The sequence below is a fragment of the Saccharothrix ecbatanensis genome, assembly GCF_014205015.1.
Taxonomy (GTDB): domain Bacteria; phylum Actinomycetota; class Actinomycetes; order Mycobacteriales; family Pseudonocardiaceae; genus Actinosynnema; species Actinosynnema ecbatanense.
The window spans coordinates 564,364-588,995 of sequence record NZ_JACHMO010000001.1; the positions used below are offsets into that span (position 1 = coordinate 564,364).

Annotated in this window: 18 protein-coding genes; 14 read left to right on the plus strand and 4 right to left on the minus strand. The window is 68.6% G+C overall.

All coding sequences use genetic code 11. The annotated features are described in order from the left end of the window. Positions 1-263 precede the first annotated feature (263 nt). From yjfF to F4560_RS02620, 4 genes are all read right to left on the minus strand, one after another. Positions 264-1,220 carry a galactofuranose ABC transporter, permease protein YjfF gene (yjfF, locus tag F4560_RS02605; RefSeq protein WP_184928848.1) on the minus strand — a complete coding sequence of 319 codons (957 nt, stop codon included), beginning with the start codon at positions 1,218-1,220 and terminating at the stop codon, positions 264-266. Positions 1,221-1,270: 50 nt separating this feature from the next. Beyond that, a complete protein-coding gene (locus F4560_RS02610) occupies positions 1,271-2,293 on the minus strand; it encodes an ABC transporter permease (RefSeq protein ID WP_184915695.1) in 1,023 nt (340 codons plus the stop codon). Next, positions 2,290-3,786 (minus strand): sugar ABC transporter ATP-binding protein, encoded by a 1,497-nt coding sequence (locus F4560_RS02615; RefSeq protein WP_184928849.1) that lies wholly within the window; start codon positions 3,784-3,786, stop codon positions 2,290-2,292. The genes F4560_RS02610 and F4560_RS02615 overlap by 4 nt, the downstream gene beginning before the upstream one ends. Positions 3,787-3,886: 100 nt before the next feature. After that, positions 3,887-4,861, minus strand: coding sequence for an ABC transporter substrate-binding protein (locus tag F4560_RS02620; protein WP_312868230.1), 975 nt, complete (start codon positions 4,859-4,861; stop codon positions 3,887-3,889). A 252-nt stretch (positions 4,862-5,113) separates the two neighbouring features. On the opposite strand from F4560_RS02620, the gene F4560_RS02625 reads away from it, so the two are divergent. The 14 genes from F4560_RS02625 to F4560_RS02690 all read left to right on the plus strand — a co-directional run bounded on the left by F4560_RS02625 (position 5,114) and on the right by F4560_RS02690 (position 24,469). Continuing rightward, complete coding sequence (locus tag F4560_RS02625) at positions 5,114-7,330, plus strand: immunoglobulin-like domain-containing protein (protein ID WP_184915697.1); 2,217 nt, start codon at positions 5,114-5,116, stop codon at positions 7,328-7,330. An 81-nt stretch (positions 7,331-7,411) separates the two neighbouring features. Then, positions 7,412-9,889: an alpha-L-arabinofuranosidase family protein gene (locus F4560_RS02630; RefSeq protein WP_184915699.1), complete on the plus strand. Its 2,478-nt coding sequence runs from the start codon at positions 7,412-7,414 to the stop codon at positions 9,887-9,889. Next, positions 9,886-10,038, plus strand: coding sequence for a hypothetical protein (locus tag F4560_RS02635; RefSeq protein WP_184915701.1), 153 nt, complete (start codon positions 9,886-9,888; stop codon positions 10,036-10,038). The genes F4560_RS02630 and F4560_RS02635 overlap by 4 nt, the downstream gene beginning before the upstream one ends. Positions 10,039-10,196: 158 nt before the next feature. Then, entirely contained in the window at positions 10,197-11,183 is a 987-nt protein-coding gene (locus F4560_RS02640; RefSeq protein WP_246478049.1) for a LacI family DNA-binding transcriptional regulator, read from the plus strand. A gap of 244 nt (positions 11,184-11,427) precedes the next feature. Beyond that, a complete protein-coding gene (gene araB, locus F4560_RS02645) occupies positions 11,428-13,083 on the plus strand; it encodes a ribulokinase (protein WP_184915706.1) in 1,656 nt (551 codons plus the stop codon). Between the two features lie 2 nt (positions 13,084-13,085). Next, positions 13,086-13,739 carry an L-ribulose-5-phosphate 4-epimerase gene (locus tag F4560_RS02650; RefSeq protein WP_184915709.1) on the plus strand — a complete coding sequence of 218 codons (654 nt, stop codon included), beginning with the start codon at positions 13,086-13,088 and terminating at the stop codon, positions 13,737-13,739. Between the two features lie 20 nt (positions 13,740-13,759). Then, complete coding sequence (gene araA / locus F4560_RS02655) at positions 13,760-15,268, plus strand: L-arabinose isomerase (protein WP_184915711.1); 1,509 nt, start codon at positions 13,760-13,762, stop codon at positions 15,266-15,268. Between the two features lie 83 nt (positions 15,269-15,351). Next, a complete protein-coding gene (gene chvE, locus F4560_RS02660) occupies positions 15,352-16,464 on the plus strand; it encodes a multiple monosaccharide ABC transporter substrate-binding protein (RefSeq protein WP_184915713.1) in 1,113 nt (370 codons plus the stop codon). A 7-nt stretch (positions 16,465-16,471) separates the two neighbouring features. After that, a complete protein-coding gene (mmsA, locus tag F4560_RS02665) occupies positions 16,472-17,998 on the plus strand; it encodes a multiple monosaccharide ABC transporter ATP-binding protein (protein ID WP_184915716.1) in 1,527 nt (508 codons plus the stop codon). Beyond that, the gene (gene mmsB / locus F4560_RS02670; protein WP_184915720.1) at positions 17,995-19,218 is read left to right on the plus strand and encodes a multiple monosaccharide ABC transporter permease; all 1,224 of its coding nucleotides are present in this window, start codon (positions 17,995-17,997) and stop codon (positions 19,216-19,218) included. Before mmsA ends, mmsB begins: the two co-directional genes overlap by 4 nt. Before the next feature lie 468 nt (positions 19,219-19,686). Beyond that, positions 19,687-21,087, plus strand: coding sequence for a glycosyl hydrolase (locus tag F4560_RS02675; RefSeq protein ID WP_246477705.1), 1,401 nt, complete (start codon positions 19,687-19,689; stop codon positions 21,085-21,087). Between the two features lie 233 nt (positions 21,088-21,320). Beyond that, a complete protein-coding gene (locus F4560_RS02680; protein ID WP_184915723.1) occupies positions 21,321-22,442 on the plus strand; it encodes a right-handed parallel beta-helix repeat-containing protein in 1,122 nt (373 codons plus the stop codon). 50 nt (positions 22,443-22,492) lie between these two features. Next, positions 22,493-23,623, plus strand: coding sequence for an ROK family protein (locus F4560_RS02685; RefSeq protein ID WP_312868241.1), 1,131 nt, complete (start codon positions 22,493-22,495; stop codon positions 23,621-23,623). A 60-nt stretch (positions 23,624-23,683) separates the two neighbouring features. After that, entirely contained in the window at positions 23,684-24,469 is a 786-nt protein-coding gene (locus F4560_RS02690; protein ID WP_184915725.1) for a DeoR/GlpR family DNA-binding transcription regulator, read from the plus strand. Positions 24,470-24,632: the final 163 nt, after the last annotated feature.

Here is a 24,632-nt window from a genome sequence, read left to right on the forward strand (position 1 = left end):
CGTAGGCACCGAGGCTGGGCGGGATCAGATAGCCCAACCTCGCCCGCACCCAACCGCCACCGCCCCACAAGGCCCGATTTGACATGGGTTCGGGTGCCATAGGCTGGACGAAGCCGGGCAGGCTTGGCGGACGCTCTTCCCGCCATGCCTGCCCGGCTTTGGCCTGCCTGGGGTGCCCGTACGGGCCCCATGTCAAATCGGGCCGGACCCGCCCACACACCACAATCGACCCGACCTCAGAACCACCACGGTCGGACCAACCACTAACTACGACGCACAATCACCCGCTGCAAGGCGATGAACGCCAGCAACAACCCACCGATCACGATCTTCGTCCACCAGGACGACAACGTGCCCTCGAACGAGATCAGCGTCTGGATCGTGCCCAACACCAGCACACCCACCACAGAGCCGATCACGAACCCGACCCCACCGGACAGCAGGCTGCCACCGACCACCACAGCGGCGATGGCGTCCAGTTCCATGCCCACCGCGTGCAGGCTGTACCCGGACAGCATGTACAGGCTGAACAGCAGCCCGCCCAACGCCGAGCAGAACCCGCTGATCACGTACACGCCGATCTTCACCCGCGTGGTCGCCAGACCCATCAGCCGAGCTGACGACTCGCTGCCGCCCACCGCGTACACCGTGCGCCCGAACCGCGTCAGGTGCAGCACGTAGACCGCCGCGATCACCGCCACCAGCGCGATCACCACGCCGTACGTGATCGTCACGCCACCCGGCAGCTCGACCGACCCGGTGGCCATGTCGCGGAACGTCGGGTCCTTGATCGACACCGACTCCACGCTGATCACGAAGCACAGCCCACGGGCCAGGAACATGCCCGCCAACGTCACGATGAACGGCTGCACGCCGAACCGGTGGATGATCCACCCCATCGCCAACCCGAGCCCCGACCCGACCGCGAGCACCACGATCACCGTCAGCCAGGCGGGCCACCCGGCCCGCAGCATCGCCGCCGCGATCATCGTGGACAACGCCACCACCGACCCCACCGACAGGTCGATGCCACCGGTCAGGATCACGAACGTCATCCCCACCGCGAGCACGATCAGGAACGCGTTGTCGATGAACAGGTTCGCCATCACCTGACCGGACGCGAACCCCTCGTACCGCACCGAGCCAACGCCGAACGTCGCCACGAACACGACAAAAGTAGCGATCACCGGCAGGAAACGCGTGGGTACCCTCACCGCCATCCCGGAGGACTTCCGCGGCGGTGTCACCTCAGGCTGCAAAGTCACAGTCTTCATGCGGGCACCCCTTGCTTCCCACGAACCCCACGAACTCCACCAACCCCAGGACCCCCGGAACCCCCACGACCCCCACGACCCCGGATCCCGACCGGCGCCTGCATCAGGCACACCGCGATCACCACGACCGCCTTGAACACCAACGTGATCTCGGGCGGGATGCCGATGGAGTAGACCGTCGTGGTCAACGTCTGGATGATCAACGCGCCGAGCAGCGTCCCGGTCAACGAGTACCGACCACCCGCCAACGACGTGCCACCGATGACAACCGCCAGGATCGCGTCCATCTCGATCCACAACCCGGCGTTGTTGGCATCGGCCGCGCTCACGTTCGAGCTGATCATCAGCCCCGCCACCGCCGCGCACACAGCCGCGAACACGTACACGGTCCAGATGATCGTGCGCGCCTTGACACCGGCCAGCCGCGACGCCGACGGATTGACCCCGACCGACTCGATCAGCAGCCCCAACGCCGTCTTCCGCGTCACCAACGCCACCAGCCCCAACACCGCCAGGCTGATGAGAATCGCGATCGGCAGCACCAAGAACCCGGCGCCCACCTCGCGATAGGTCGGCGAGTCGACCGTGACGATCTGCCCCTCGGTGATCAGCATCGCGATACCGCGCCCGGCCGTCATCAGCACCAGCGTGGCGATGATCGGCTGGATGCCCAGCACCGACACCAGGAACCCGTTCCACAGCCCCAGCGCCGCGCACAACAGCAACGCCAGACCCATGCCGATCCACGCGTCACCGCCAGAAGCGATGTACGTGCACGTCACGGCACCCGCGATAGCCGCCACCGCACCGACCGACAGGTCGATCCCGCGCGTGGCGATCACCAGCGTCATGCCCAACGCGATCAACAGCGTCGGAGCGCCGTTGCGCAGGATGTCGATCAAGCTGCCGAACAGGTGCCCGTCCTGCAACCGCAACGAGAAGAACGACGGCTCGACCACCACGTTCAACACCAGCAACGCGACCAGCGCCAACGCCGGCCACAGCAACCTCTTGTTCATACCGCCACCTCCTCGCGGTCGGTCTCCGCGCCGCCGGCGATGAGCGCCATGATCTCGTCGACCGTGGTGTCACCGGCCAGTTCGGCGACCTTCTGCCGGTCGCGCATCACCACCACGCGGTCGGACACGCGCACCACCTCCTCCAGTTCGGCGGAGATGAACAGCACGGCCATGCCCTCCGCCGCCAGATCCGCGACGACCTTCTGGATCTGCGCCTTCGCGCCCACGTCGATACCGCGCGTCGGCTCGTCCAGGATCAACAGCTTCGGCTCGGTCACCAACCACCGCGCCAACAGCACCTTCTGCTGGTTGCCGCCCGACAGGTTCCCGACCGCCCGGTCCGGATCGGCAGGCCGGATGTCCAACAACTCGATGTACTTCGCCACCAACTCGTCGGCAAGCTTCCGCGGCACCGGCCGCGCCCACCCGCGCGCCGCCTGCAACGCCAGGATCAGGTTGTCCCGCACACTCAGGTCGGCCACGATGCCCTCGCCCTTGCGGTCCTCCGAGGAGAACGCGAGACCGACCTCGATCGCCGCCCTCGGCCCGGTCAACCGCACCGGCTTGCCATCCACCAGCACCCGACCGGAATCGGCCTTGTCCGCACCGAACAGCAGCCGCGCCACCTCCGTGCGGCCCGAACCCAGCAACCCGGCCATCCCGACCACCTCGCCGGACCGGATCTCCAGGTCGAACGGCGCGACCGAACCCTTGCGGCCCAACCCCTCCGCGACCAGGAAAGCCTGACCAGGCGTGCCCGAACGGCGCTCGATCTCCTCCAACACGCCCATCTCACGGCCCAGCATCGCCGACACGAGCTCGATCCGGCTCAGCTTCGCCGTGGCGTACTCGCCGACCAACCGGCCGTTGCGCAGCACCGTCATCCGGTCCGAGATCTCGTACACCTGCTCCAGGAAGTGCGAGACGAACAGCACCGCGACACCCTCGTCCCGCAGCACCCGGATGATCCGGAACAGCTCCGCGACCTCGTCCACGTCCAGGCTCGACGTCGGCTCGTCCAGCACCAGCACCCGCGCGTCCACCGCGACCGCCCGCGCGATCGCGACCAGCTGCTGCACCGCGATCGGGTGGCTCTCCAGCACGGAGCCCGGATCGATGTGCAGGCCGATGCGCTCCAACAGCTCGGCGGAACGCGCGCGCATCGCCTTGCCGTCGATACGGCCGAACTTGCGCGGCTCACGCCCGAGCAGGATGTTCTCCGCCACGGTCAGGTTCGCGCACAGGTTGACCTCTTGGTACACCGTGCTGATCCCGGCGGCCTGCGCCTGCGCCGGCCCACCGAACGACACGGACTCGCCCGCGTAGTGGATCGCACCCGCCGCCAGGGGGTGCACCCCCGTCAGCGCCTTGATGAGCGTGGACTTCCCAGCCCCGTTCTCGCCCATCAACGCGTGGACCTCGCCGGGGAACAGCCGGAAATCCACCTCTTGCAAGGCTTTCACTCCGGGGAACTCCACCGAGATACCCCGCATGTCGACGACCGGCTCGGTCACCGGACAACTCCCCTCACACGAGTGGGTGCGGCCCCCGCCACCACACCCGGAGGGTGGCGGAGGCCGCTGCTTGTGGTGATCAGTACTTGCGGTTGGGGAGCTCGGTCTTCGCCTGCTCCGAGGTGAACGTGGTCTCCTCGGTGACAACGCGCGGCGGGACTTCCTCGCCCGCCAGGACCTTCTTGGACAGGTCCATCAGCTGCTTGCCCAGCAGCGGGTTGCACTCGACGATGAAGTTGATCTCACCGGCGGCCAGCGCGGTCATGCCGTCCTTCACCGCGTCCACGGTGATGATCTTGATGTCCTTGCCGGGCACCTTGCCCGCGGCCTTGATCGCCTCGATCGCGCCCAGACCCATGTCGTCGTTGTGCGCGTAGACCACGTCGATCTGCGGCACCGACTTCAGGAACGCCTCCATGACCTGCTTGCCACCCGACCGAGTGAAGTCACCGGTCTGCGTCGCCACGATCTTCAGGTCCGTGCCCGCGATGGCCTCTTCGAAGCCCTTCTTGCGGTCGATCGCAGGAGCCGCGCCCGTCGTGCCCTGAAGCTCGACGACGTTCTTCGCGCCGGCCGCGTTCTCCTTCAGCCATTCACCGGCCTTCTTGCCTTCCAGTACGAAGTCCGAGCCGAGGAACGTCTTGTAGAGCGTGGTGTCGTCCGAGTCGATCGCGCGGTCGGTGAGGATGACCGGGATGTTCGCGCGCTTGGCCTCGAGCAGCACGGTGTCCCAACCGGTCTCGACAACCGGGCTGAAGGCGATGATGTCCACCTTCTGCTGGATGTAGGACCGGATCGCCTTGATCTGGTTCTCCTGCTTCTGCTGCGCGTCGGAGAACTTCAGGTCGACCCCGGCCGCGGCGGCCTCTTCCTGGATCGACTTGGTGTTCGCGGTGCGCCAGCCGCTCTCGGCGCCCACCTGAGCGAAGCCCATCGTGATCTTGCCGTCATCCTTGGCGCCGGTCGACCCCGCGTCCCCGGACCCACCGGAACCACACGCGGTCAACGCGGCCAACATGACCGCGACAGCGGCGGTCGTGATCTTCTTCAACACTGGTCTTCCTCCGTGGGAACCCGAGACACTGACGGGAACGGCGAACCGCGTGACGGTGGTCACCTGGGCCACCAGAGTGAACGCTCACAATCGGCTCGTCAACCCCTTCGAAACGTCAACTTCGCATCCTTGACACGTTTGTTAGCCGATCGTATGTTAGCGCTCACTATTGTGACCCACCGCACCTGCACGGTCGCATGCCCTGTTCATCCGCGGTCTCGGGGCCGCGCGCAAGACGAGAGCGACTCCCACATGGTCACCCTTCGTCATCGCCCACGCACCTTCGTCGCGACCTTGGTCGCAGCCCTTGTCGCATCGCTGGGCACGGCGGCGCTGGCCGCGCCGTCCGCGTCCGCCGCAGATGGACTCGTTCTGCACTACCCCCTCACCGAATCCTCGGGAGCGGTCGTAGCGGACCTCTCGGGCGGAGGTCGTAACGCAACCGTTATCGGTGACGCCACTCCCGGTGGATCTGAAGGGCTTCAACTCGGTGGCGTCAACGGCCACGTGAAGCTGCCCGACAACGTGCTGCGCGGCTTGACCGACGTCACTGTCTCGGTTCAGGTGCGCATTTCGCCGGACCAGGCCACGCCCTACTTCATCTACGGTATCGGTAATTCCGCGGGCACTGCCGGTAACGGCTACCTGTTCACCACGGGCAACGCCTACCGCTCCGCGATCGCCACCGGCAACTGGTCGACGGAGCAGACCGTGTCGGCCGGTCGGAATCTCGCCAGGGGAGTTTGGAAAACGCTTACCTACACGCTCGGCGGTGGCACCGCCGTGCTGTACGAGGACGGCGTCGAAGTCGCCCGCCGGACCGGCGTCACCACCACCCCGGCGATGATCGGCGGCGGCACGACGACCGCCAACCACATCGGCCGTTCGGTCTACAGCGGCGACCGCCACCTCAAGGGCGCGGTCCGCGACTTCCGCCTCTACGACCGGGCCGTCACCGCCGCCGAGGCGCACGACCTCGGCTTCGTGCCCGTCGAGGAGAAGGCCCGCCGCGACCTGGCCGCCGTCGACCTCGGCGACCTCTCCGCCGTCACCGCGAACCTCACCCTGCCCGTCACCGGCCCGTACGGCTCGGCGATCACCTGGCAGTCGAGCGACGAGGCGCACGTGACCGCTCAGGGCGTCGTCACCCGTCCCGCCGCGGGCTCCGACCCGGCCACCGTGACCCTGACCGCCACCGCCGCCGACCAGACGAGGACGTTCGAGGTCACCGTGCGCCCCGAGCTGACCGACAGCGAGAAGGTCGCCGAAGCCGCCGCCGCCCTGACCGTGTGGGACGCCGACGACATCCGCGGCAACGTCACCCTGCCGACCGAGGGCCTGCACGGCACGGACGTCTCGTGGAAGTCCACCAAGAAGAAGATCATCACCGAGACCGGCGAGGTGACCCGGCCCGCGCACGGCGCCGAGCCCGAGCGGCTGACGCTCACCGCGACCGTCCGCAGCGGCGAGGAGCAGACCAAGCGCCGCTTCGACGTGACGGTGACGCCGAAGCCCGAGGAGCAGGCCTACGAGGGTTACCTGTTCGGCTACTTCACGGGCGAGGGCACGGCCACCGGCGAGCAGGTGTACTTCGCCGCGAGCCAGGGCAACGACGCGCTCAAGTGGGACGAGCTCAACAAGGGCAACCCGGTGCTGACGTCGTCGCTCGGCGACAAGGGCGTGCGCGACCCGTTCATCATCCGGTCCCCGGAGGGCGACAAGTTCTACCTCATCGCCACCGACCTGAAGATGCACGGCAACGGCAACTGGGACCTGGTGCAGCGCAAGGGCAGCCGGTACGTCGAGGTGTGGGAGTCCACCGACCTCGTCAACTGGGGGCAGCAGCGCCACGTGCGGGTGTCGCCCGAGACGGCCGGCAACACGTGGGCGCCCGAGGCGTACTACGACGAGTCGATCGGCGCCTACGTCGTCTTCTGGGCCTCGAAGGTCTACGCCGCGGACGACCCCGAGCACACCGGCAGCACCTACAACAAGATGCTCTACGCGACCACGCGCGACTTCCGCACGTTCAGCGAGCCGCAGGTCTGGGTCGACCCGGGCTACTCGGTCATCGACTCGACCGTGATCAAGCACGGTGACGAGTACTACCGGTTCACCAAGGACGAGCGGAACAACACGTCCACCACGCCGTGCAGCAAGTTCATCCTGGCCGAGAAGTCCACGGAGCTGCGCGACACCTCGTACGACTTCGTGGCCGACTGCATCGGCAAGGGCTCGATCCGCCAGGGCGAGGGTCCGACCGTGTTCAAGTCCAACACCGAGGACCGCTGGTACCTGTTCATCGACGAGTTCGGCGGACGCGGCTACGTCCCGTTCGAGACCACCGACCTCGCCTCGGGCCAGTGGACCCTCTCCACGGACTACTCCCTGCCCAGCCGGCCCCGGCACGGCACCGTCCTGCCCGTCACCAAGGCCGAACTCGACCGCGTCCGCGCGGCCTTCCCCTGACCCCTGACCCCAGACCCCCTGACCTTTAGACCTCCGCACCCGACATCCCTGATCTCCAGCCCCCTGACCTCTGGAGCAAGCATGTCCCGCGTTGTGATGGCCGCGGCACTCGCCGCGAGCCTGCTGGTCGCCGTGCCCGCGTCGGGCACGGCGGCCGACACCGACTACACCCTCAGCGTCGACCCGTCCGCCAAGGGCGCGACGATCGACGACAGCATGTACGGCGTCTTCTTCGAGGACATCAACCGCGCCGCGGACGGCGGCCTCTACGCCGAGCTGGTGCAGAACCGGTCGTTCGAGTACGACCCCGCCGACAACGCCTCCTACACCCCGCTCACCGCGTGGGCGCCGGCCGGCGGCACGCTCGACGTGGTCGACGACGACGGCCGGCTCAACGAGCGCAACCGCCGCTACCTCCGCGTCGGCCTGCCCGGCGGCGTGATCAACTCCGGGTACAACACCGGCGTCAACGTCGAGCGCGGCGAGCGCTACGACTTCTCCGTCTGGGCCCGCACGGACCAGGCCGCCGGCACCCCGCTGCACGTCGGCCTGACCGACGAGGCGGGCGCCGACCTGGCCGCGCCGTTGAAGCTCCAGGTCACCGGTGACGGCTGGAAGAAGTACACCGGCACGTTCGACGCCCGGCAGTCGTCCACGAACGGCCGGCTCCTGGTGAACGGCGGCGGCACGGGCACGCTGCGGCTGGACATGGTCTCGCTCTTCCCGCGGGACACCTTCAAGGGCCACGGCCTGCGCAGCGACCTGGCCCGGAAGATCGCGGCCCTCGAACCCGGCTTCGTCCGCTTCCCCGGCGGCTGCCTGGTCAACACCGGCAGCCACGAGGCCTACGAGGCGCCGAACTGGGAGCGCCGCCGCTCGTTCCAGTGGAAGGACACCATCGGCCCGGTCGAGGAGCGCGCCACCAACTGGAACTTCTGGGGCTACAACCAGTCCTACGGCCTCGGCTACTACGAGTACTTCCAGTTCTCCGAGGACGTCGGCGCGATGCCGCTGCCCGTGGTGCCCGCGCTGGTCACCGGCTGCGGCCAGAACCGCGCCACCGACGACCCGGCGCTGCTCCAGCGGCACATCCAGGACACGCTCGACCTGATCGAGTTCGCCAACGGCCCGGCCGACTCCACGTGGGGCCGCAAGCGGGCCGAGATGGGCCACCCGAAGCCGTTCAAGCTGACCCACGTCGCGGTCGGCAACGAGGAGAACCTGGCCGACGAGTTCTTCGCCCGGTTCACCCAGTTCCGCGCCGCCATCGAGGCGAAGTACCCGGACATCACCATCGTCAGCAACTCCGGACCGGACGACACCGGCGCCAACTTCGACCGGCTGTGGCAGCTCAACCGCGACGCGGGCGTCGACATGGTGGACGAGCACTACTACAACAGCCCGAGCTGGTTCCTGGAGAACAACGACCGGTACGACAGCTACGACCGCAACGGGCCCAAGGTGTTCCTGGGCGAGTACGCCTCGCAGGACAACCGGTTCTTCAACGCCTTGTCCGAGGCCGCGTTCATGACCGGTCTGGAGCGCAACGCGGACGTCGTGAAGCTCGCCTCCTACGCGCCGCTGCTGTCCAATGAGGACTACGTGCAGTGGCGGCCGGACATGATCTGGTTCAACAACCACGCGTCGTGGGGCTCGACCTCCTACGAGGTGCAGAAGCTGTTCATGACCAACGTGGGCGACCACGTGGTGAAGAGCACGGCCTCCGGCACGGCGTGGAGCCCGACCCCGATCACCGGCGCCATCGGCCTCTCCTCCTGGGCCACCTCCGTGGCGTACGACGACGTGAAGGTCACCGCCGCGGACGGCCGCGAGCTGTTCTCCGACGACTTCTCCGGTGACGCGGGCAACTGGACCGGGAACGGCGCGGGCAACTGGGGCGTCGTGGACGGCGCTTACGTGCAGTCCGACGTGGCCGCGACCAACCCGCTGGTCACCGCCGGCGACCCGACCTGGAACAACTTCACGTTCAGCGTCAAGGCCACCAAGAAGTCCGGCAGTGAGGGCTTCCTGATCCCGTTCGCGGTCAACGGCACGGGCAACCCCTTCTGGTGGAACCTCGGCGGCTGGAACAACACCCGGTCCGCCGTGGACGGCGGCAACTCGTCCCGGGTGTTCCACGCCGACAACACCACGATCGAGACCGGCCGCACGTACGACCTCCGCGTCGAGGTGCGCGACCGGCACGTGAAGCTCTTCATCGACGGCACGCTGTGGGCCGAGTTCACCGACGAGTCGGGCAAGAACCCGGAGCCCTTCCGCCAGGTCGTCACCCGCGACCAGGCGACCGGCGAGCTGATCGTCAAGGTGGTCAACGCCCAGGCGGACGCCGCCCGCACGAAGATCGACCTCGGTCGGACCACGCGGGTCAAGTCCACTGCCCGTGCCACCGTGCTCCAGGGCCGGCCGGACGACGTCAACAGCGAGTTCACCCAGCCGGTGCGGGCCACGGAGACGCAGGTGAAGGTCTCCAACTCCTTCACGCACACGTTCCCGCCGCACTCGGTGACGTTCCTGCGGATCAAGGAACGGCAGCGATGACCCCGGGCTCGGCCGATCGCGACGCGGTGTCGTTGCGGCTGGTCAGCGATTCGGAGGCGTACCCGGCGCACGACACCGGGCGGCTCGTGGTGGCCGAGCCGGGCGACGACCGGAGGACCGGGGACCGTGCGACTTTCCGACTCGGTTGACGCGTCTTGGCCGGTCCGGGCCGGTCCTTGGTGGACAATGGCGGTGACGGCGCGTTCACGGTGAACAGGCGCTGTTATCGCTAACATCGATAGCGAAGGCAATGTTCGACCATGGAGATGGGGCGGTAGTGGAGCACAAGACCTCGCGCGACCCCGCGATGACGGATGTCGCCCGGCTCGCGGGGGTCTCGCACCAGACGGTGTCACGGGTGCTGAACGGGCACCCCAACGTCCGGGAGCAGACCCGACTGCGGGTGCGGGCGGCGATCGCCGAATTGGGCTACCGGCCCAACAAGGCGGCCCGCGCGCTGGTCACCGGCCGATCCCAGTTGATCGGGGTGGTGGCGCAGAACTCGACGCTCTACGGTCCCGCGTCGCTGCTCGCCGCGTTCGAGACGGCGGCGGCCGAGGCGGGGTTCGCGGTGAGCGTCGGCCGGGTCAACGTGCTGGACCGCAACTCCATCTCCGACGCCGTCGAGCGGCACCGCGACCAGCGGGTCGCCGGAATAGTGGTTATCGCGCCGACCGCGTCGGCCAATGACGCCGTCGGCGCCGTGTCGGCGGGCATCCCGCTGGTCACGGTGGACGGCGACCCGGAACGCTCCACCCCGCTGGTGACGGTCGACCAGGCGGCGGGCGCCTTCGCGGCGACCCGCCACCTGCTCGACGCCGGCCACAGCACGGTGTGGCACGTCTCGGGTCCGTCGGACTGGTTCGACAGCCTCGGCCGCATACGGGGTTGGCGGTCGGCGCTGGAGACGGCGGGCCTGGAGGTGCCGCCGGTCGTGCCGGCGGACTGGAGCGCGTCCTCCGGCTACCGCGCGGGCCAGATGCTGGCCCGGATGCCGGAGGTCACCGCGATCTTCGCGGCGAACGACCACCTGGCGCTCGGCATCCTGCGCGCGATGAGCGAGCGTGGCCGCCGGGTGCCGCACGACGTGAGCATCGTCGGGTTCGACGACGTGCCGGAGGCGGCGTACTTCATCCCGCCGCTGACGACGATCAGGCCGGACTTCCACGCCGTCGCCAAGGAGACCTTGGAGCTGCTGCTGGCGCAGGTCGCCGACGGCGACGTCGGCGCGCCGCAGCGGACGGTCGCGCCGGCGCTCGTGCAGCGGAACAGCGTCGCCCCGCCCACGGAGTGAAATCGTCCGGCTCGTAGTGTTGCGCCGTCCACGTTGGGCGGCGCAACAATTTCGTAACCGGTCCGCGGCCGACGCGGCCCCGCATCGGTCGCGATCGCGCCTACCCTTGACCTGTGCGCCACGGTCGCCGTCGCGGCCGGCGCCGGTCAAGGTGATCATCGCGTTGTGCACGCTCACCAGGCTCTTTGCAGCACGTTGCGGGCAGGGCTTGACGCCGTGAATGTTAGCGATAACACTCCTTCTCATGGCGAGCGATCCATTGGTGGTTGGTGTCGACTTCGGCACGTTGTCCGGTCGCGCGGTGGTCGTGCGGGTGCGCGACGGCCTCGAACTGGGCACGGCGGTGCACGATTACCGGCACGGCGTGCTGGACCGGGCACTGCCCGACGGCCGTCCGTTGCCGCCCGACTGGGCGTTGCAGGTGCCCCAGGACTACGTGGACGTGCTGCGTCACGCGGTGCCGGCGGCCCTCGCCGACGCGGGCGTGGACCCGGCCGACGTGATCGGCATCGGCACGGACTTCACCGCGTGCACGATGGTCCCGGTCAAGGCGGACGGCACGCCGCTCAACGAGCTGCCGGAGTTCGCGGACAACCCGCACGCGTACGTGAAGCTGTGGAAGCACCACGCGGCCCAGCCGCAGGCGGACCGGATCAACCACCTCGCGTCCCTGCGCGGTGAGAGCTGGCTGCCCCGCTACGGCGGCCTGATCTCCTCCGAGTGGGAGTTCGCCAAAGGGCTCCAGCTGCTCGAAGAGGCCCCCGAGGTCTACGCGGCGATGGACCACTGGGTCGAGGCCGCGGACTGGATCGTCTGGCAGCTCGCCGGCACCTACGTGCGCAACGCCTGCACGGCCGGCTACAAGGGCATCTACCAGGACGGCTACCCGTCCACCGACTTCCTCCAGGCGCTCAACCCCGACTTCGGCGGCTTCGTCGCCGACAAGCTGGACCACCCGCTGGGCCAGCTGGGCGACCGGGCGGGCGGCCTCACCGAGCAGGCCGCCGAGTGGACCGGCCTGACGCCGGGCATCGCGGTGGCCGTCGGCAACGTCGACGCGCACGTGACCGCGCCCGCCGCGCGCGCCGTGGAACCGGGCCAGATGGTCGCGATCATGGGCACCTCGACGTGCCACGTGATGAACGCCGACATCCTGGCCGACGTGCCCGGCATGTGCGGCGTGGTGGACGGCGGCATCGTCCCCGGCCTGTGGGGCTACGAGTCCGGCCAGAGCGGCGTCGGCGACATCTTCGCCTGGTTCGTCGAGCACAACGTGCCGGCCGAGTACCACGAGCAGGCCAAGGCGCGCGGCCTGTCCGTGCACGAGCTGCTGACCGAGCTGTCCTCCCACCAGCGCATCGGCGAGCACGGCCTGATCGCGCTGGACTGGCACAGCGGCAACCGCTCGGTCCTGGTGGACCACGAGCTGTCCGGCGTGGTGGTGGGCCAGACGCTGGCCACCCGCGCCGAGGACACCTACCGGGCGTTGCTGGAGGCCACGGCCTACGGCACGCGGGTGATCGTGGACTCCTACACCGACGCGGGCATCCCGGTGACCGAACTGGTGATCGCGGGCGGCCTGCTGCGCAACCCGCTGCTGATGCAGATCTACGCCGACGTGACGAACCTGCCGCTGTCGGTGATCGGCTCCGAGCAGGGTCCGGCGCTCGGTTCGGCGATGCACGCCGCCGTGGCCGCGAAGGCCTACGACGACATCCACGCCGCAGCCAAGGCGATGGGCTCGGTCAAGCGCGGCGTCTACCTGCCGATCCCGGACAACGTCGAGGCGTACGAGCGGATGTTCGTGGAGTACCAGGAGCTGCACGACTACTTCGGCCGCGGCGCCAACGAGGTCATGCACCGGCTCAAGGCGCGGCGTCGTGCCGCGAAGGGGGAGTAGGGATGTCCGCCGTCTCCGACCTTCGTCGCACGGTCGCCGACCTGCACCGCGAGCTGACCCGCTACGAGCTGGTGATCTGGACCGCGGGCAACGTCTCGGCCCGCGTGCCCGGCCAGGACCTGATGGTGATCAAGCCGTCCGGCGTGTCCTACGACCAGTTGACCCCCGAGGCCATGGTCGTCACCGACCTGCACGGCAACCTGGTGGAGGGCGACTACTCGCCGTCCTCCGACACCGCCGCGCACGCCTACGTGTACCGGCACATGCCCGAGGTGAACGGCGTCGTGCACACGCACTCGCCTTACGCCACGGCGTGGGCCGCGCGCGGCGAGCCGATCCCGTGCGTCCTGACCATGATCGCCGACGAGTTCGGTGGTGACATCCCGGTGGGGCCGTTCGCGCTCATCGGCGACGACTCGATCGGCCAGGGCATCGTGGAGACGCTGCGGGGCAGCCGTTCACCGGCCGTGCTGATGCGCAACCACGGCCCGTTCACGATCGGCAAGGACGCCCGTGCGGCGGTGAAGGCCGCGGTGATGGTGGAGGACGTGGCGCGCACCGTCCACTTCGCGCACCAGCTCGGCAAGCCGGACCCGATCGAACAGCACCACATCGACAGCCTTTACGCGCGTTACCAGAACGTCTACGGGCAATGAGCCCACGAGGGGAGCCCCGCATGTCCTCTGCTGGGAAGCCGCAAGTCTGGTTCCTCACCGGGAGCCAGCACCTCTACGGCCCGGACACGCTAGAGCAGGTCGCCCGGCAATCGCAGCAGATCCAGCGGATGCTCACCGAGTCGGGGAGGATCACCGCGGAAATCGTGTGGCAGCCGGTGCTGACCGACACCGCGGCCATCCGCAACGTGATGCTGGCGGCGAACGCCGACCCGTCGTGCGTCGGCGTGATCGCGTGGATGCACACGTTCTCGCCCGCCAAGATGTGGATCACCGGGCTGGACGCGCTGCGCAAGCCGCTGCTGCACCTGCACACGCAGCTGAACGAGGCGCTGCCGTGGTCGACCATCGACATGGACTTCATGAACCTCAACCAGGCCGCCCACGGCGACCGCGAGTTCGGGTTCATCCAGACCAGGATCGGTGTGCACCGCAAGACGGTGGCGGGTCACGCGAGCGACCCGGTGCTGGCCGAGCGGATCGACGGCTGGGTGCGGGCCGCCACCGGCTACAGCCACCTGAACGGGATGAAGCTGGCCCGGTTCGGCGACAACATGCGCGGCGTCGCGGTGACCGAGGGCGACAAGGTGGAGGCCGAGCTGCGCTTCGGCGTCTCGGTGAACACCTACGGCGTGAACGACCTGGTCGAGCTGGTGGACGCGGTTCCGGACGACGAGATCGACCTGCTCGTCGCCGACTACGCCGACGCCTACCGGCTCGCGCCCGAGCTGCACCGCGGCGGGGAGCGGCACGAGTCGCTGCGTTACGCGGCGCGCATCGAGGCCGGTCTGCGGCGGTTCCTCACCGACGGCGGCTTCGGCGCGTTCACCACGAACTTCGAGGACCTGGGCGGGTTGCGCCAGCTGCCGGGCCTCGCCGTGCAGCGGCTGATGGGCGACGGCTACGGCTTCGGCGGTGAGGGCGACTGGAAGACGTCGGCCCTGCTGGCCGCGGTGAAGGCGATGGGCACCGGCACGGGCCGTGGCACGTCGTTCATGGAGGACTACACCTACCACTTCGGCCCCGGTGAGCCGAAGATCCTCGGCGCGCACATGCTGGAGGTCTGCCCGTCCATCGCGGCCGACCGCCCGTCGTGCGAGATCCACGCGCTGGGCATCGGCGGCCGGGAGGACCCGGTCCGGCTGGTGTTCGACGCGGCGGCGGGCCCCGCCGTGGTCATCGGCCTGGCCGACCTGGGTGAGCGGTTCCGGTTGGTGGCCAACGAGGTCGAGGTCGTGCCGCCGGACGAGCCGCTGCCGAACCTGCCGGTGGCCCGTGCCGTGTGGAAGCCCGCGCCGTCGCTGTCCACGTCGGCCGAGTCGTGGCTGACCGCGGGCGGGCCGCACCACACCGTGATGACGCAGGCCGTCGGCGCGGAGGTGCTGCGCGACTTCGCGAACATGGTGAACACCGAACTGGTGCTCATCGACAAGGACACGACTACCGGGTCGTTCAGCGACCGACTGCGTTGGAACCAGGCGTACTTCCGCCTCGCGCAGGGGCTCCGCTAGCCATCCCCGCGCAGGGGCTCCGCTATCCATCCCCGCGCTGTTCCGCGTGACTGCAACACCGCCATCCCGAGGAGAAAGAAACAATGAAGTTTCCACGGTTCGCCGCCGTCACCGTGGCGGCAGCCCTCACGCTGTCGGCCTGCGGTTCGGCGGAGAAGAGCGTCGACCAGCAGACCGGGTCGACCGAGGGCGCGCTGGTCGGCGTGACCATGCCGACGCGGTCGTCCGAGCGCTGGATCCACGACGGCGACAACATCAAGAAGGCGTTGGAGGAGAAGGGCTACAAGGTCGACCTCCAGTACGCCGAGAACGACATCCCGACGCAGGCGAACCAGATCGAGAACCAGATCACCAAGGGCGCGAAGCTCCTGATCGTGGCCTCGATCGACGGCACCGCGATCACGTCGCAGCTCCAGCAGGCCGAGGACGCGAAGATCCCGGTCATCGCGTACGACCGGCTGCTGCGCAACACCGACAGCGTCGACTACTACGCCACGTTCGACAACTTCAAGGTCGGCGTGCAGCAGGCGACGTCGCTGCTGACGGGCCTCGGCGTGCTCAAGGCCGACGGCGCCGCCGGTGACGCGAAGGGCCCGCTGAACATCGAGCTGTTCGCCGGTTCGCCGGACGACAACAACGCCACGTTCTTCTTCAACGGCGCGATGTCGGTGCTCCAGCCGCACATCGACAAGGGCACGCTGGTGGTCAAGAGCGGCCAGGTCGACTTCAAGACGGTCGCCATCCTGCGTTGGGACCCGGCGACGGCCCAGCAGCGCATGGAGAACCTGCTCACGTCCACCTACGGCGGCGCCCAGGTGAACGGCGTCCTGTCGCCGTACGACGGCCTGTCCATCGGCATCCTGTCCGCGCTCAAGAGCAGCGGCTACGGCACCGCGGGCAACCCGTACCCGACCGTCACCGGCCAGGACGCCGAGGTCGCCTCGGTGAAGTCGATCATCGCCGGCGAGCAGTTCTCCACCATCCACAAGGACACCCGCGAGCTGGCGGCGGTCACCGTGAAGATGGCGGACTCGGTGCTGAAGGGCGAGAAGCCCGAGGTCAACAACGAGAAGGACTACGACAACGGCAAGAAGGTCGTGCCGTCGTTCCTGCTGGAGCCGGTCATCGTGGACAAGACCAACTACCAGAAGGTGCTCGTCGACAGCGGCTACTACACCGCGGACCAGTTGAGGTAATCGGATCATGTCCGACGACATCCTGGTGATGCGCGGCATCACCAAGCGGTTCGCCGGGGTCACCGCGCTGCACGACGTATCGCTCGCCGTGCGGCGCGGTGAGATCCACGCGATCTGCGGTGAGAACGGCGCGGGCAAGTCCACGCTGATGAAGGTGCTCTCCGGCGTGCACCCGCACGGGTCGTACGAGGGCGAGATCGTCTTCGAGGGCGAGTCCTGCTCGTTCGGCGGCGTCCGCGACAGCGAGCGGCGCGGCATCGTGATCATCCACCAGGAACTGGCGCTGTGCGGCCAGCTGTCCATCGCGGAGAACCTGTACCTCGGCAACGAGCGGGCCAAGCGCGGGTTCATCGACTGGAACCGCACGAACCACGCGGCGGCGGCACTGCTCGCCCGCGTGGGCCTGCGCGAGAACCCCACCGAGCCCGTGCACGACCTGGGCGTGGGCAAGCAGCAGTTGGTCGAGATCGCCAAGGCCCTGGCCAAGGAGGTCAAGCTGCTGATCCTGGACGAGCCGACCGCGGCGTTGAACGACGACGACTCCGCGCACCTGCTCGACCTGCTGGACGGCCTGCGCGAGGAGGGCATCACCTCGGTGATCATCTCGCACAAGCTCAACGAGGTGACCAGGATCGCGGACAGCATCACGATCCTGCGCGACGGCCGCACCATCGAGACGCTGCCCGCGGCCGACGTGACCGAGGAGCGGATCATCTCCGGCATGGTCGGCCGCGACCTGGAGCACCGCTTCCCGCCCCGCACGCCGGACGTGGGCGAGGAGGTGCTGCGGATCGAGGACTGGACCGTGCACAGCCCGTCCCAACCGGACCGGGTGGTGGTCGACAACGCCACCCTGTCGTTGCGTCGCGGTGAGATCGTCGGTCTCGCAGGCCTCATGGGCGCCGGGCGCACGGAGCTCGCGATGAGCGTGTTCGGCCGTTCGTACGGTGTCGGCGTGTCCGGCCGCGTGATCAAGAACGGCCGCGAGATCGACACGCGCACCGTCCGCAAGGCCATCGAGCACGGCTTGGCGTACGTCAGCGAGGACCGCAAGCGGTACGGGCTGAACCTGATCCAGGACGTGAAGCTCAACGTGTCCGCGGCCGGTCTCCACAAGCTCGCGCCGCGCGGCTGGGTGAACGAGAACGAGGAGCACTCGGTCGCCGAGAAGTACCGGCGCTCGATGAACATCAAGGCGCCCAGCGTCGCCACACCCACCTCGTCGCTCTCGGGCGGCAACCAGCAGAAGGTCGTGCTGGCCAAGTGGATGTTCACCGATCCGGACGTGCTCATCCTCGACGAGCCGACCCGCGGCATCGACGTCGGCGCGAAGTACGAGATCTACTCGATCATCAACGAGCTGGCCGCCCAAGGCCGCGCGGTGCTGGTCATCTCCTCCGAGCTGCCGGAGCTGCTCGGCCTTTGCGACCGGGTGTACGCACTGTCCGAGGGCCGGATCACCGGTGAGCTGGACCGCGCCGACGCCACCCAGGAACGTTTGATGCACCACATGACCCAGGGACAGACCTCATGACCACCAAGACCGCGGCCACGCCGGAGGCGCAACAGGCCGGGCAGCCGCAGCGCAGGTTCACCATCAACCTGCGGCAGTCCGGCATCTACATCGCGTTCGCGCTGATCGTGGTGCTCTTCACGGTGCTGACGGACGGCGCTCTGCTGACACCGCAGAACATCTCCAACATCATCGTGCAGAACTCGTACGTGCTGATCCTGGCGATCGGCATGATCCTGGTGATCATCGGCGGGCACATCGACCTGTCGGTCGGCTCGGTGGTCGCGCTGACCGGCGCGATCTGCGCCGTGCTGACCGTCCAGATCGGACTGCCGTGGCCGCTGGCGGTGGTGATCACGTTGCTCGCGGGCGGGGTGATCGGCGCGGCGCAGGGCTACTGGGTGGCGTTCTTCGGCATCCCGGCGTTCATCGTGACGCTGGCGGGCATGCTGGTGTTCCGGGCGCTGACCCTGACCGTGCTGGGCAACCAGGGCATCGGCCCGTTCCCGGACCAGATCCGCACCCTGGCCAACGGCTTCACCGAGGGCTACCTGGGCAACGTCGGCCTCGGCCCGCTGGGCGGCGCGGACCTGCTCAGCCTGCTGGTCGGCGTCGCGGTGGTGGCGGGGTTCGGGTTCAACCAGTGGCGCAACCGCAAGGCGCGGCTGAGCTACGGGCAGGTCGTCGAGCCGTTCCCGATCTTCGTGGCGAAGATCGCGCTGGCGGCGGCCGTGGTGCTGGCCGTGGTCGTGCAGTTGGCCCGGTTCCGCAACCTGCCGTGGGTGCTGGTGCTGCTCGCGGTGCTGGCGTTGGGCTACTCGGTGATGGCGAACAAGTCGGTGTTCGGTCGGCACATCTATGCGATTGGCGGCAACCTCCAGGCCGCCACGCTGTCGGGCGTGAAGGTCAAGCAGGTCACGTTCTGGGTGTTCGTGAACATGGGCGTGCTCGCGGCGTTGGCGGGCGTGATCTTCGCGGGTCGGCTGAACCAGGCCGGTCCGACCGCGGGCAACGCGTTCGAGCTGGACGCGATCGCGGCTGCGTTCATCGGTGGCGCGGCGGTGCAGGGCGGTGTGGGTCGGGTGGTCGGCGCGATCACCGGCGGGCTCATCATGGGTGTGATCAACAACGGGATGTCGTTGATCGGCGCGCCCAGTGAACGGGTGATGCTGGTCAAGGGCCTGGTCTTGCTGGCCGCCGTCGCTTACGACGTGTGGACCAAGCGCCGGGGCCGTGCCTGACCCACCCGCGTGAGTCCTACGTTCAGAACGCGTGAGTCCTACGTTCAGAACAACCGTGTCCTACGTTCAGGACCCCTGAATTCAACGTTCAGAACCGGTAGCTCAATGTTCGGGGGCTTGGTGGTTCTGTCCGGCCCGATTTGACATGGGGCCCGTACGGGCACCCCAGGCAGGCCGAAGCCGGGCAGGCATGGCGGGAAGAGCGTCCGCCAAGCCTGCCCGGCTTCGACCAGCCTATGGCACCCGAACCCATGTCAAATCGGGCCTCTGCGTCTTGTGGGACGGGCGTCGGCGTCGGGTCGTTCGTCGCTGAGCAGCTGCTGCGCGTGTCCAGCTCCGGCCATCGCGTAGATCGTCACCCGGTAGGCGGGTACGGTGTTGACTTTGTTTCATCGTGGACTTAACGATGTGGTGGCGGCTCGGGCACGAGCCCTTCCGCCGCCGTCCGCGATGATCAAAGGAGATCGGATGCGCGCTCTTCGTCGCCTGGGCAGAGCCATGCTCGCCCTCGCGTTGGCCGTTCCCGCGTTGACCCTGGTCGGCACGCCCGCCAACGCCGCACCCGCCCCGCTCGTCGGGGTGGCCTCGAACCGCTGCCTCGACGTCGTCGGCGGGTCGAACGCCAACGGCGCGTTGGTGGACATCTGGGACTGCAACGGCCAGTCCAACCAAGGCTGGGATTTCACCGCCGCCGGTGAGCTGCGGGTCTTCAACGGCGGCCGGTGCCTTGACGTGCCGAACGCCTCCACGACGCCCGGTGTCCGGCTGGCGATCTGGGACTGCAACGGCGGCGCGAACCAGAAGTTCCGGCTGAACTCGAACGGCAGCATCACCGCGACCCAGTCGGGGCTGTGCCTGGACGTGAACGGCCAGGCCACCGCCAACGGCACGGCGGTCAACCTGTGGAACTGCAACGGGCAGACCAACCAGCAGTGGCGCGCCGGCTCGAACCCGGGCCCGACGTGCACGGTGAACCCGATCAACCCGAACGCCACCGCCCAGGCCCGCAAGCTGCTCTGCTACGTCTACTCGCAGTACGGCAACCACATCCTGTCCGGCCAGCAGGAGTCGACCTGGATCGGCGGCCCGGACTACGAGATGAACCACATCCGGAACAACACCGGCAAGTTGCCGGCGATCCGGGCGATGGACTACGGCGATTCCAAGGACTACGCCTCGCGCGCGATCGCGTGGTGGAACGCCGGCGGCATCCCGATGGTCGGCTACCACATGGGCGCGCCGACCAAGCCGGACACGTACGAGGGCACGCAGATGACGGTGTCCATCAACGCGGTCCTGACCCCCGGCACGGCCGAGTACAACTCGTTCATGCAGCGGCTCGACGGGGCGGCGGCCTCGTTGCAGCAGTTGGAGAACGCGGGCGCGGCGGTCATCTGGCGGCCGTTCCACGAGGCCGGCGGCACGTGGTTCTGGTGGAGCAAGGAAGGCGGCTCGCAGTACAACCGGCTGTGGCGCTTCATGTACGACTACTTCACCAACACCAAGGGCCTGAACAACCTCGTCTGGCTGCACGGCTACAACGGCCAGCCGCAGGCGTCGTTCTACCCGGGCAAGCAGTACGTCGACATCGGCGGCGCGGACACCTACGCGGGTGACGGCAACTACGACCCGCTGAACGCGATGTACAACTCCGTGCGCAACATCGTCGGCACCACCGTGCCGATCGCGCTGCACGAGAACGGCCCCATCCCGGACCCGGACCGGCTGGTCTCCACCGGCACGCGCTGGGTGCTGTTCGGCACCTGGCACGGCAACCACCTGACCGTCAGCAACTCGGTCAGCCACCTCCAGAAGGTCTACAACCACAGCTACGTCGTCACGCGCGACGAGTTGCCCAATCTGAAGTAGCGGGTCTGTACCGGTCAAGGGTCTGCCCATCCTGGTGAGACAGGCCCTTGACGGGGGTGCCGGGTGTCAGCTTCACTACAAGCCGTTCTGGGAACGCTCCCAGAACTGACTCGGCCGGCGGCCCACCACGTCCCCCGGTGGGCCGCCGCCGCTCTTCCCATGTGCCGCAAGTAACCCTAAGCTCGCCTACGCCGCCGCATGGAAAGCGCTTACCAACATTGGGAGATCAGCCCATGAAAGCACTCCTCGCCGTGTCAGCGTTGACAGCGGCGCTCCTCCAGGTCACCGCGCCGGAGGCTCAAGCCGCCTGCGGCGACGGCACGTACCAGGCCGAGGTGACCGGGTCCGGCAGCAGCTTCACCGCCCGCCGGGGCGGCAGCACCGTCTACAGCGGCAGCAGCCTGCGCGCCGCGATGCAGGCCGCCAACGACAGCCTCACCGCGAACCGCACGTACAAGGAGCGGATCGTCGTCCGGGCGTCCGGCTCCATCCCCGCGGGCGAGCGGTACTCGATGCGCAGCTACACGACGATCGACCTGTGCGGCACCATCAACGTCACCGGCACCGGCTCGGGCGACTACGCCCCGGTCTACGCGCGCGGCGTCCGCGACATCGAGGTCCAGAACCTCACCCTCACCGGCACCCCGTTGTACGGCATCTTCATGCGCAACGTCACCAACGTGGTGATCGGCAACGTGAACATGCGCCTGTCCAGGGGTCTGGGCGTGCGCATCGACAACCGCGGCGACACCAGCCAGTGGACCCGCAACGTCCGGATCGACTACGCCTACGTGTCGGGCGCCAGCTCGCACGCCGTGGAGACCTACGGCGTGGACGGCCTGACCATCGGCACGGTGGTGGCGCGCGGCGTCGGCGAATCCGGCCTGCTGCTCAACCAGACGATCAACGCCACCGTGGGCACCGTCGACGCCGAGAACGCGGGCACCGGCACCGGCTACGCCGCGTTCCGCACCGCCAACCGGAACGGCCGGGTCGGCAGCAGCTACCCGATCAACGTCCGGGTCGGCACGGTCAAGGCGCGCGGCGGCGGTCGCGGCATCTTCTGCGTCTCGGAGAGCGGCGGCCTCCAGATCGACCGGATCGACATCGCGCAGACCGGCAGCAACTCGATCCTGATCGAGAACTGCTACAACGTGAACCTCGCCGCGCAGAGCGGCAGCGTCACCGGTCCGGGTGATATCCGGCTGGCGGCGCGGACGGAGTTCCCGGTCACCCGGGACATCCTCGTCCAGAACCTGACCGTCACGAACTCGGCCATCACCGAGAGCCCGTGCGGCACCAACACCACCTTCCGCAACAACACGCTCGTCAACAGCAGGCAGAGCATCTGCTAGCCGTCCGCTCTCGGTGATCCGGCCGGGACGGGGCGAGGTATGTTCGGGCGGTGCCCTCGGGAACCAACGCTCGCACCACCCCGTCCTGGCCGGACCTGCCCGAGGTCGCGCGGGACGTGCTGCTGGAGGTCCTGATCCACGGGGCCATGCCCAGGGCGGAGATCGCCGAGCGGCTGAACCTGTCCCGCCCCACCCTCACCAGGCTGACCCGCACGCTGGTGGTGCACGGGCTGCTGGTCGAGGGCGGCACGGAACTCCGGTCGTCCACCGGAAGGCCGTCGGAGATGCTGCACGTGCGCGGCGAGGCGCACCACTTCCTGGGCGTGAAGCTGACCGCGGACCGGCTGTTCGCCGCCGTCACCGACCTCACCGCGACGGTGGTCGAGACCACCGAGGAACCGCTGCGCTCGACCGACCCGGCCGACGTGGTCGCCCAGATCGCCGACGTAGCGGCGGCGTTCCGGGACGTGACGGCGATCGGCGTGACGCTCGGCGGCATCGTGCGCGACGGCGTGGTGGTGGAGGCGGGATTCCTGCGCTGGACGGACGTGCCGCTGCGGGACCTGGTGGCCGCGGCGACCGGTGTGCCGACCGCCGTCGACAACGACGTGCAGGCGCTGACGTCGGCCGAGCACTGGTTCGGCGCGGGCGCGGGGCTGACGTCGATGGTGCTGATCACCGTCGGCGCGGGCGTCGGCTGCGGGCTGATCATCGGTGGCAGGCTGGTGGAGGGCTCGCACGGGTTGCCGCCCCGGATCGCGCACATCCTGGTCGACCCGAGCGGACCGGTGTGCGGCTACGGCCACCGCGGCTGCGCGTCGAGCTACCTGATGACGCACGTGATGCTGCGCGAGCTGGGCGAGCCGACATACGAGGAAGCGGTGGACCGGGCGCTCGCCGGCGACCCGGACGCCAAGCGGGTGTTCGACGACGCGGGCTACGCGCTCGGCATGCTCATCGGGACGGTGGCCAACCTCGTCGACCCGCAGAAGGTGCTGCTCACCGGTGAGGGCCTGCCGCTGTACGAGGTGTCGGCCGACCGGGTGGCCGACGGCATCGCGGCGAGCTACGAGGCGGACACCGCGTTGATCGACCTCGACGCGCAGCCGTGGAACTTCAGCGAATGGGCGCGTTCCGGCGCGGCGCTGGCCATCCGGACCACGTTGACGGACGTCAACTGAAGCGGTTCCGTTCGCAACGGGGCATCTGTAGTGTGCGTTCACTTCGGGGGAGGTGGCGCGGTGAACCGGTACGAGCGGCTGAACCTGCTGTTGGAACTGCTGGCCGATCGGGGCCGGGTCGAGGTGGACGACATCGCGGCCGAGTTGGACGTCTCCGGCGCGACCGTCCGCCGGGACCTGGACCACCTGGCCCGTCAGCAACTGCTCACCCGGACCCGCGGCGGCGCGGTGGCGCACTCGGTCGCCTACGGCCTTCCGTTGCGCTACAAGACTGTTCTACGTGCGGGGGAGAAGCAGCGCATCGGACGTGCGGCGGCCGGGCAGGTGAGCCGCGGCGCGGTGGTCGGCATCAACGGCGGCACCACCACGACCGAGGTCGCGCGGGCGTTGATGACGAGCCCCGACGTCGGCGGCGCGACCGGTGACGGGCTGATCACCGTCGTCACCAACGCGTTGAACATCGCCAACGAACTCGCCGTGCGGCCACAGGTGAAGCTCGTCGTCACCGGTGGCGTGGCCCGACCGCAGTCCTACGAGCTGACGAGCCCGCTCGCCGCGAAGATCCTCAGCGGGCTGAGCCTCGACGTGACGTTCCTCGGCGTCGACGGCATCGACCCGGACACGGGCGCCTACGCGCACCACGAGGGCGCGGCGGACGTCGACCGGATGCTCGCGGAACGCGCCCAGCGCGTGGTCGTGGTCGCGGACTCGTCGAAGATCGGCACCAGGGCGTTCGCCGAGGTCTGCCCGATCACCCGCGTGCACACCCTCGTGACCGACACCGACGCGGCCGAGGAGGACGTGCGCCGGTTCCGTGAACGAGGCGTCGAGGTGATCCGGGTGTGAACGCGCCGGCCAGGACACACCTCCGTTGCGGTCCGGTCACGTAGACCGTCCCACTCCTTGACACCGCTGTGTGGCGCGGGACACAGTGGCCGCCGCCTTTGAGCGGTCAAACGGCGGTCGGGTGAGCCATCGTGCGCTCTCCGTCACCGGTGTCGGCGGGAGG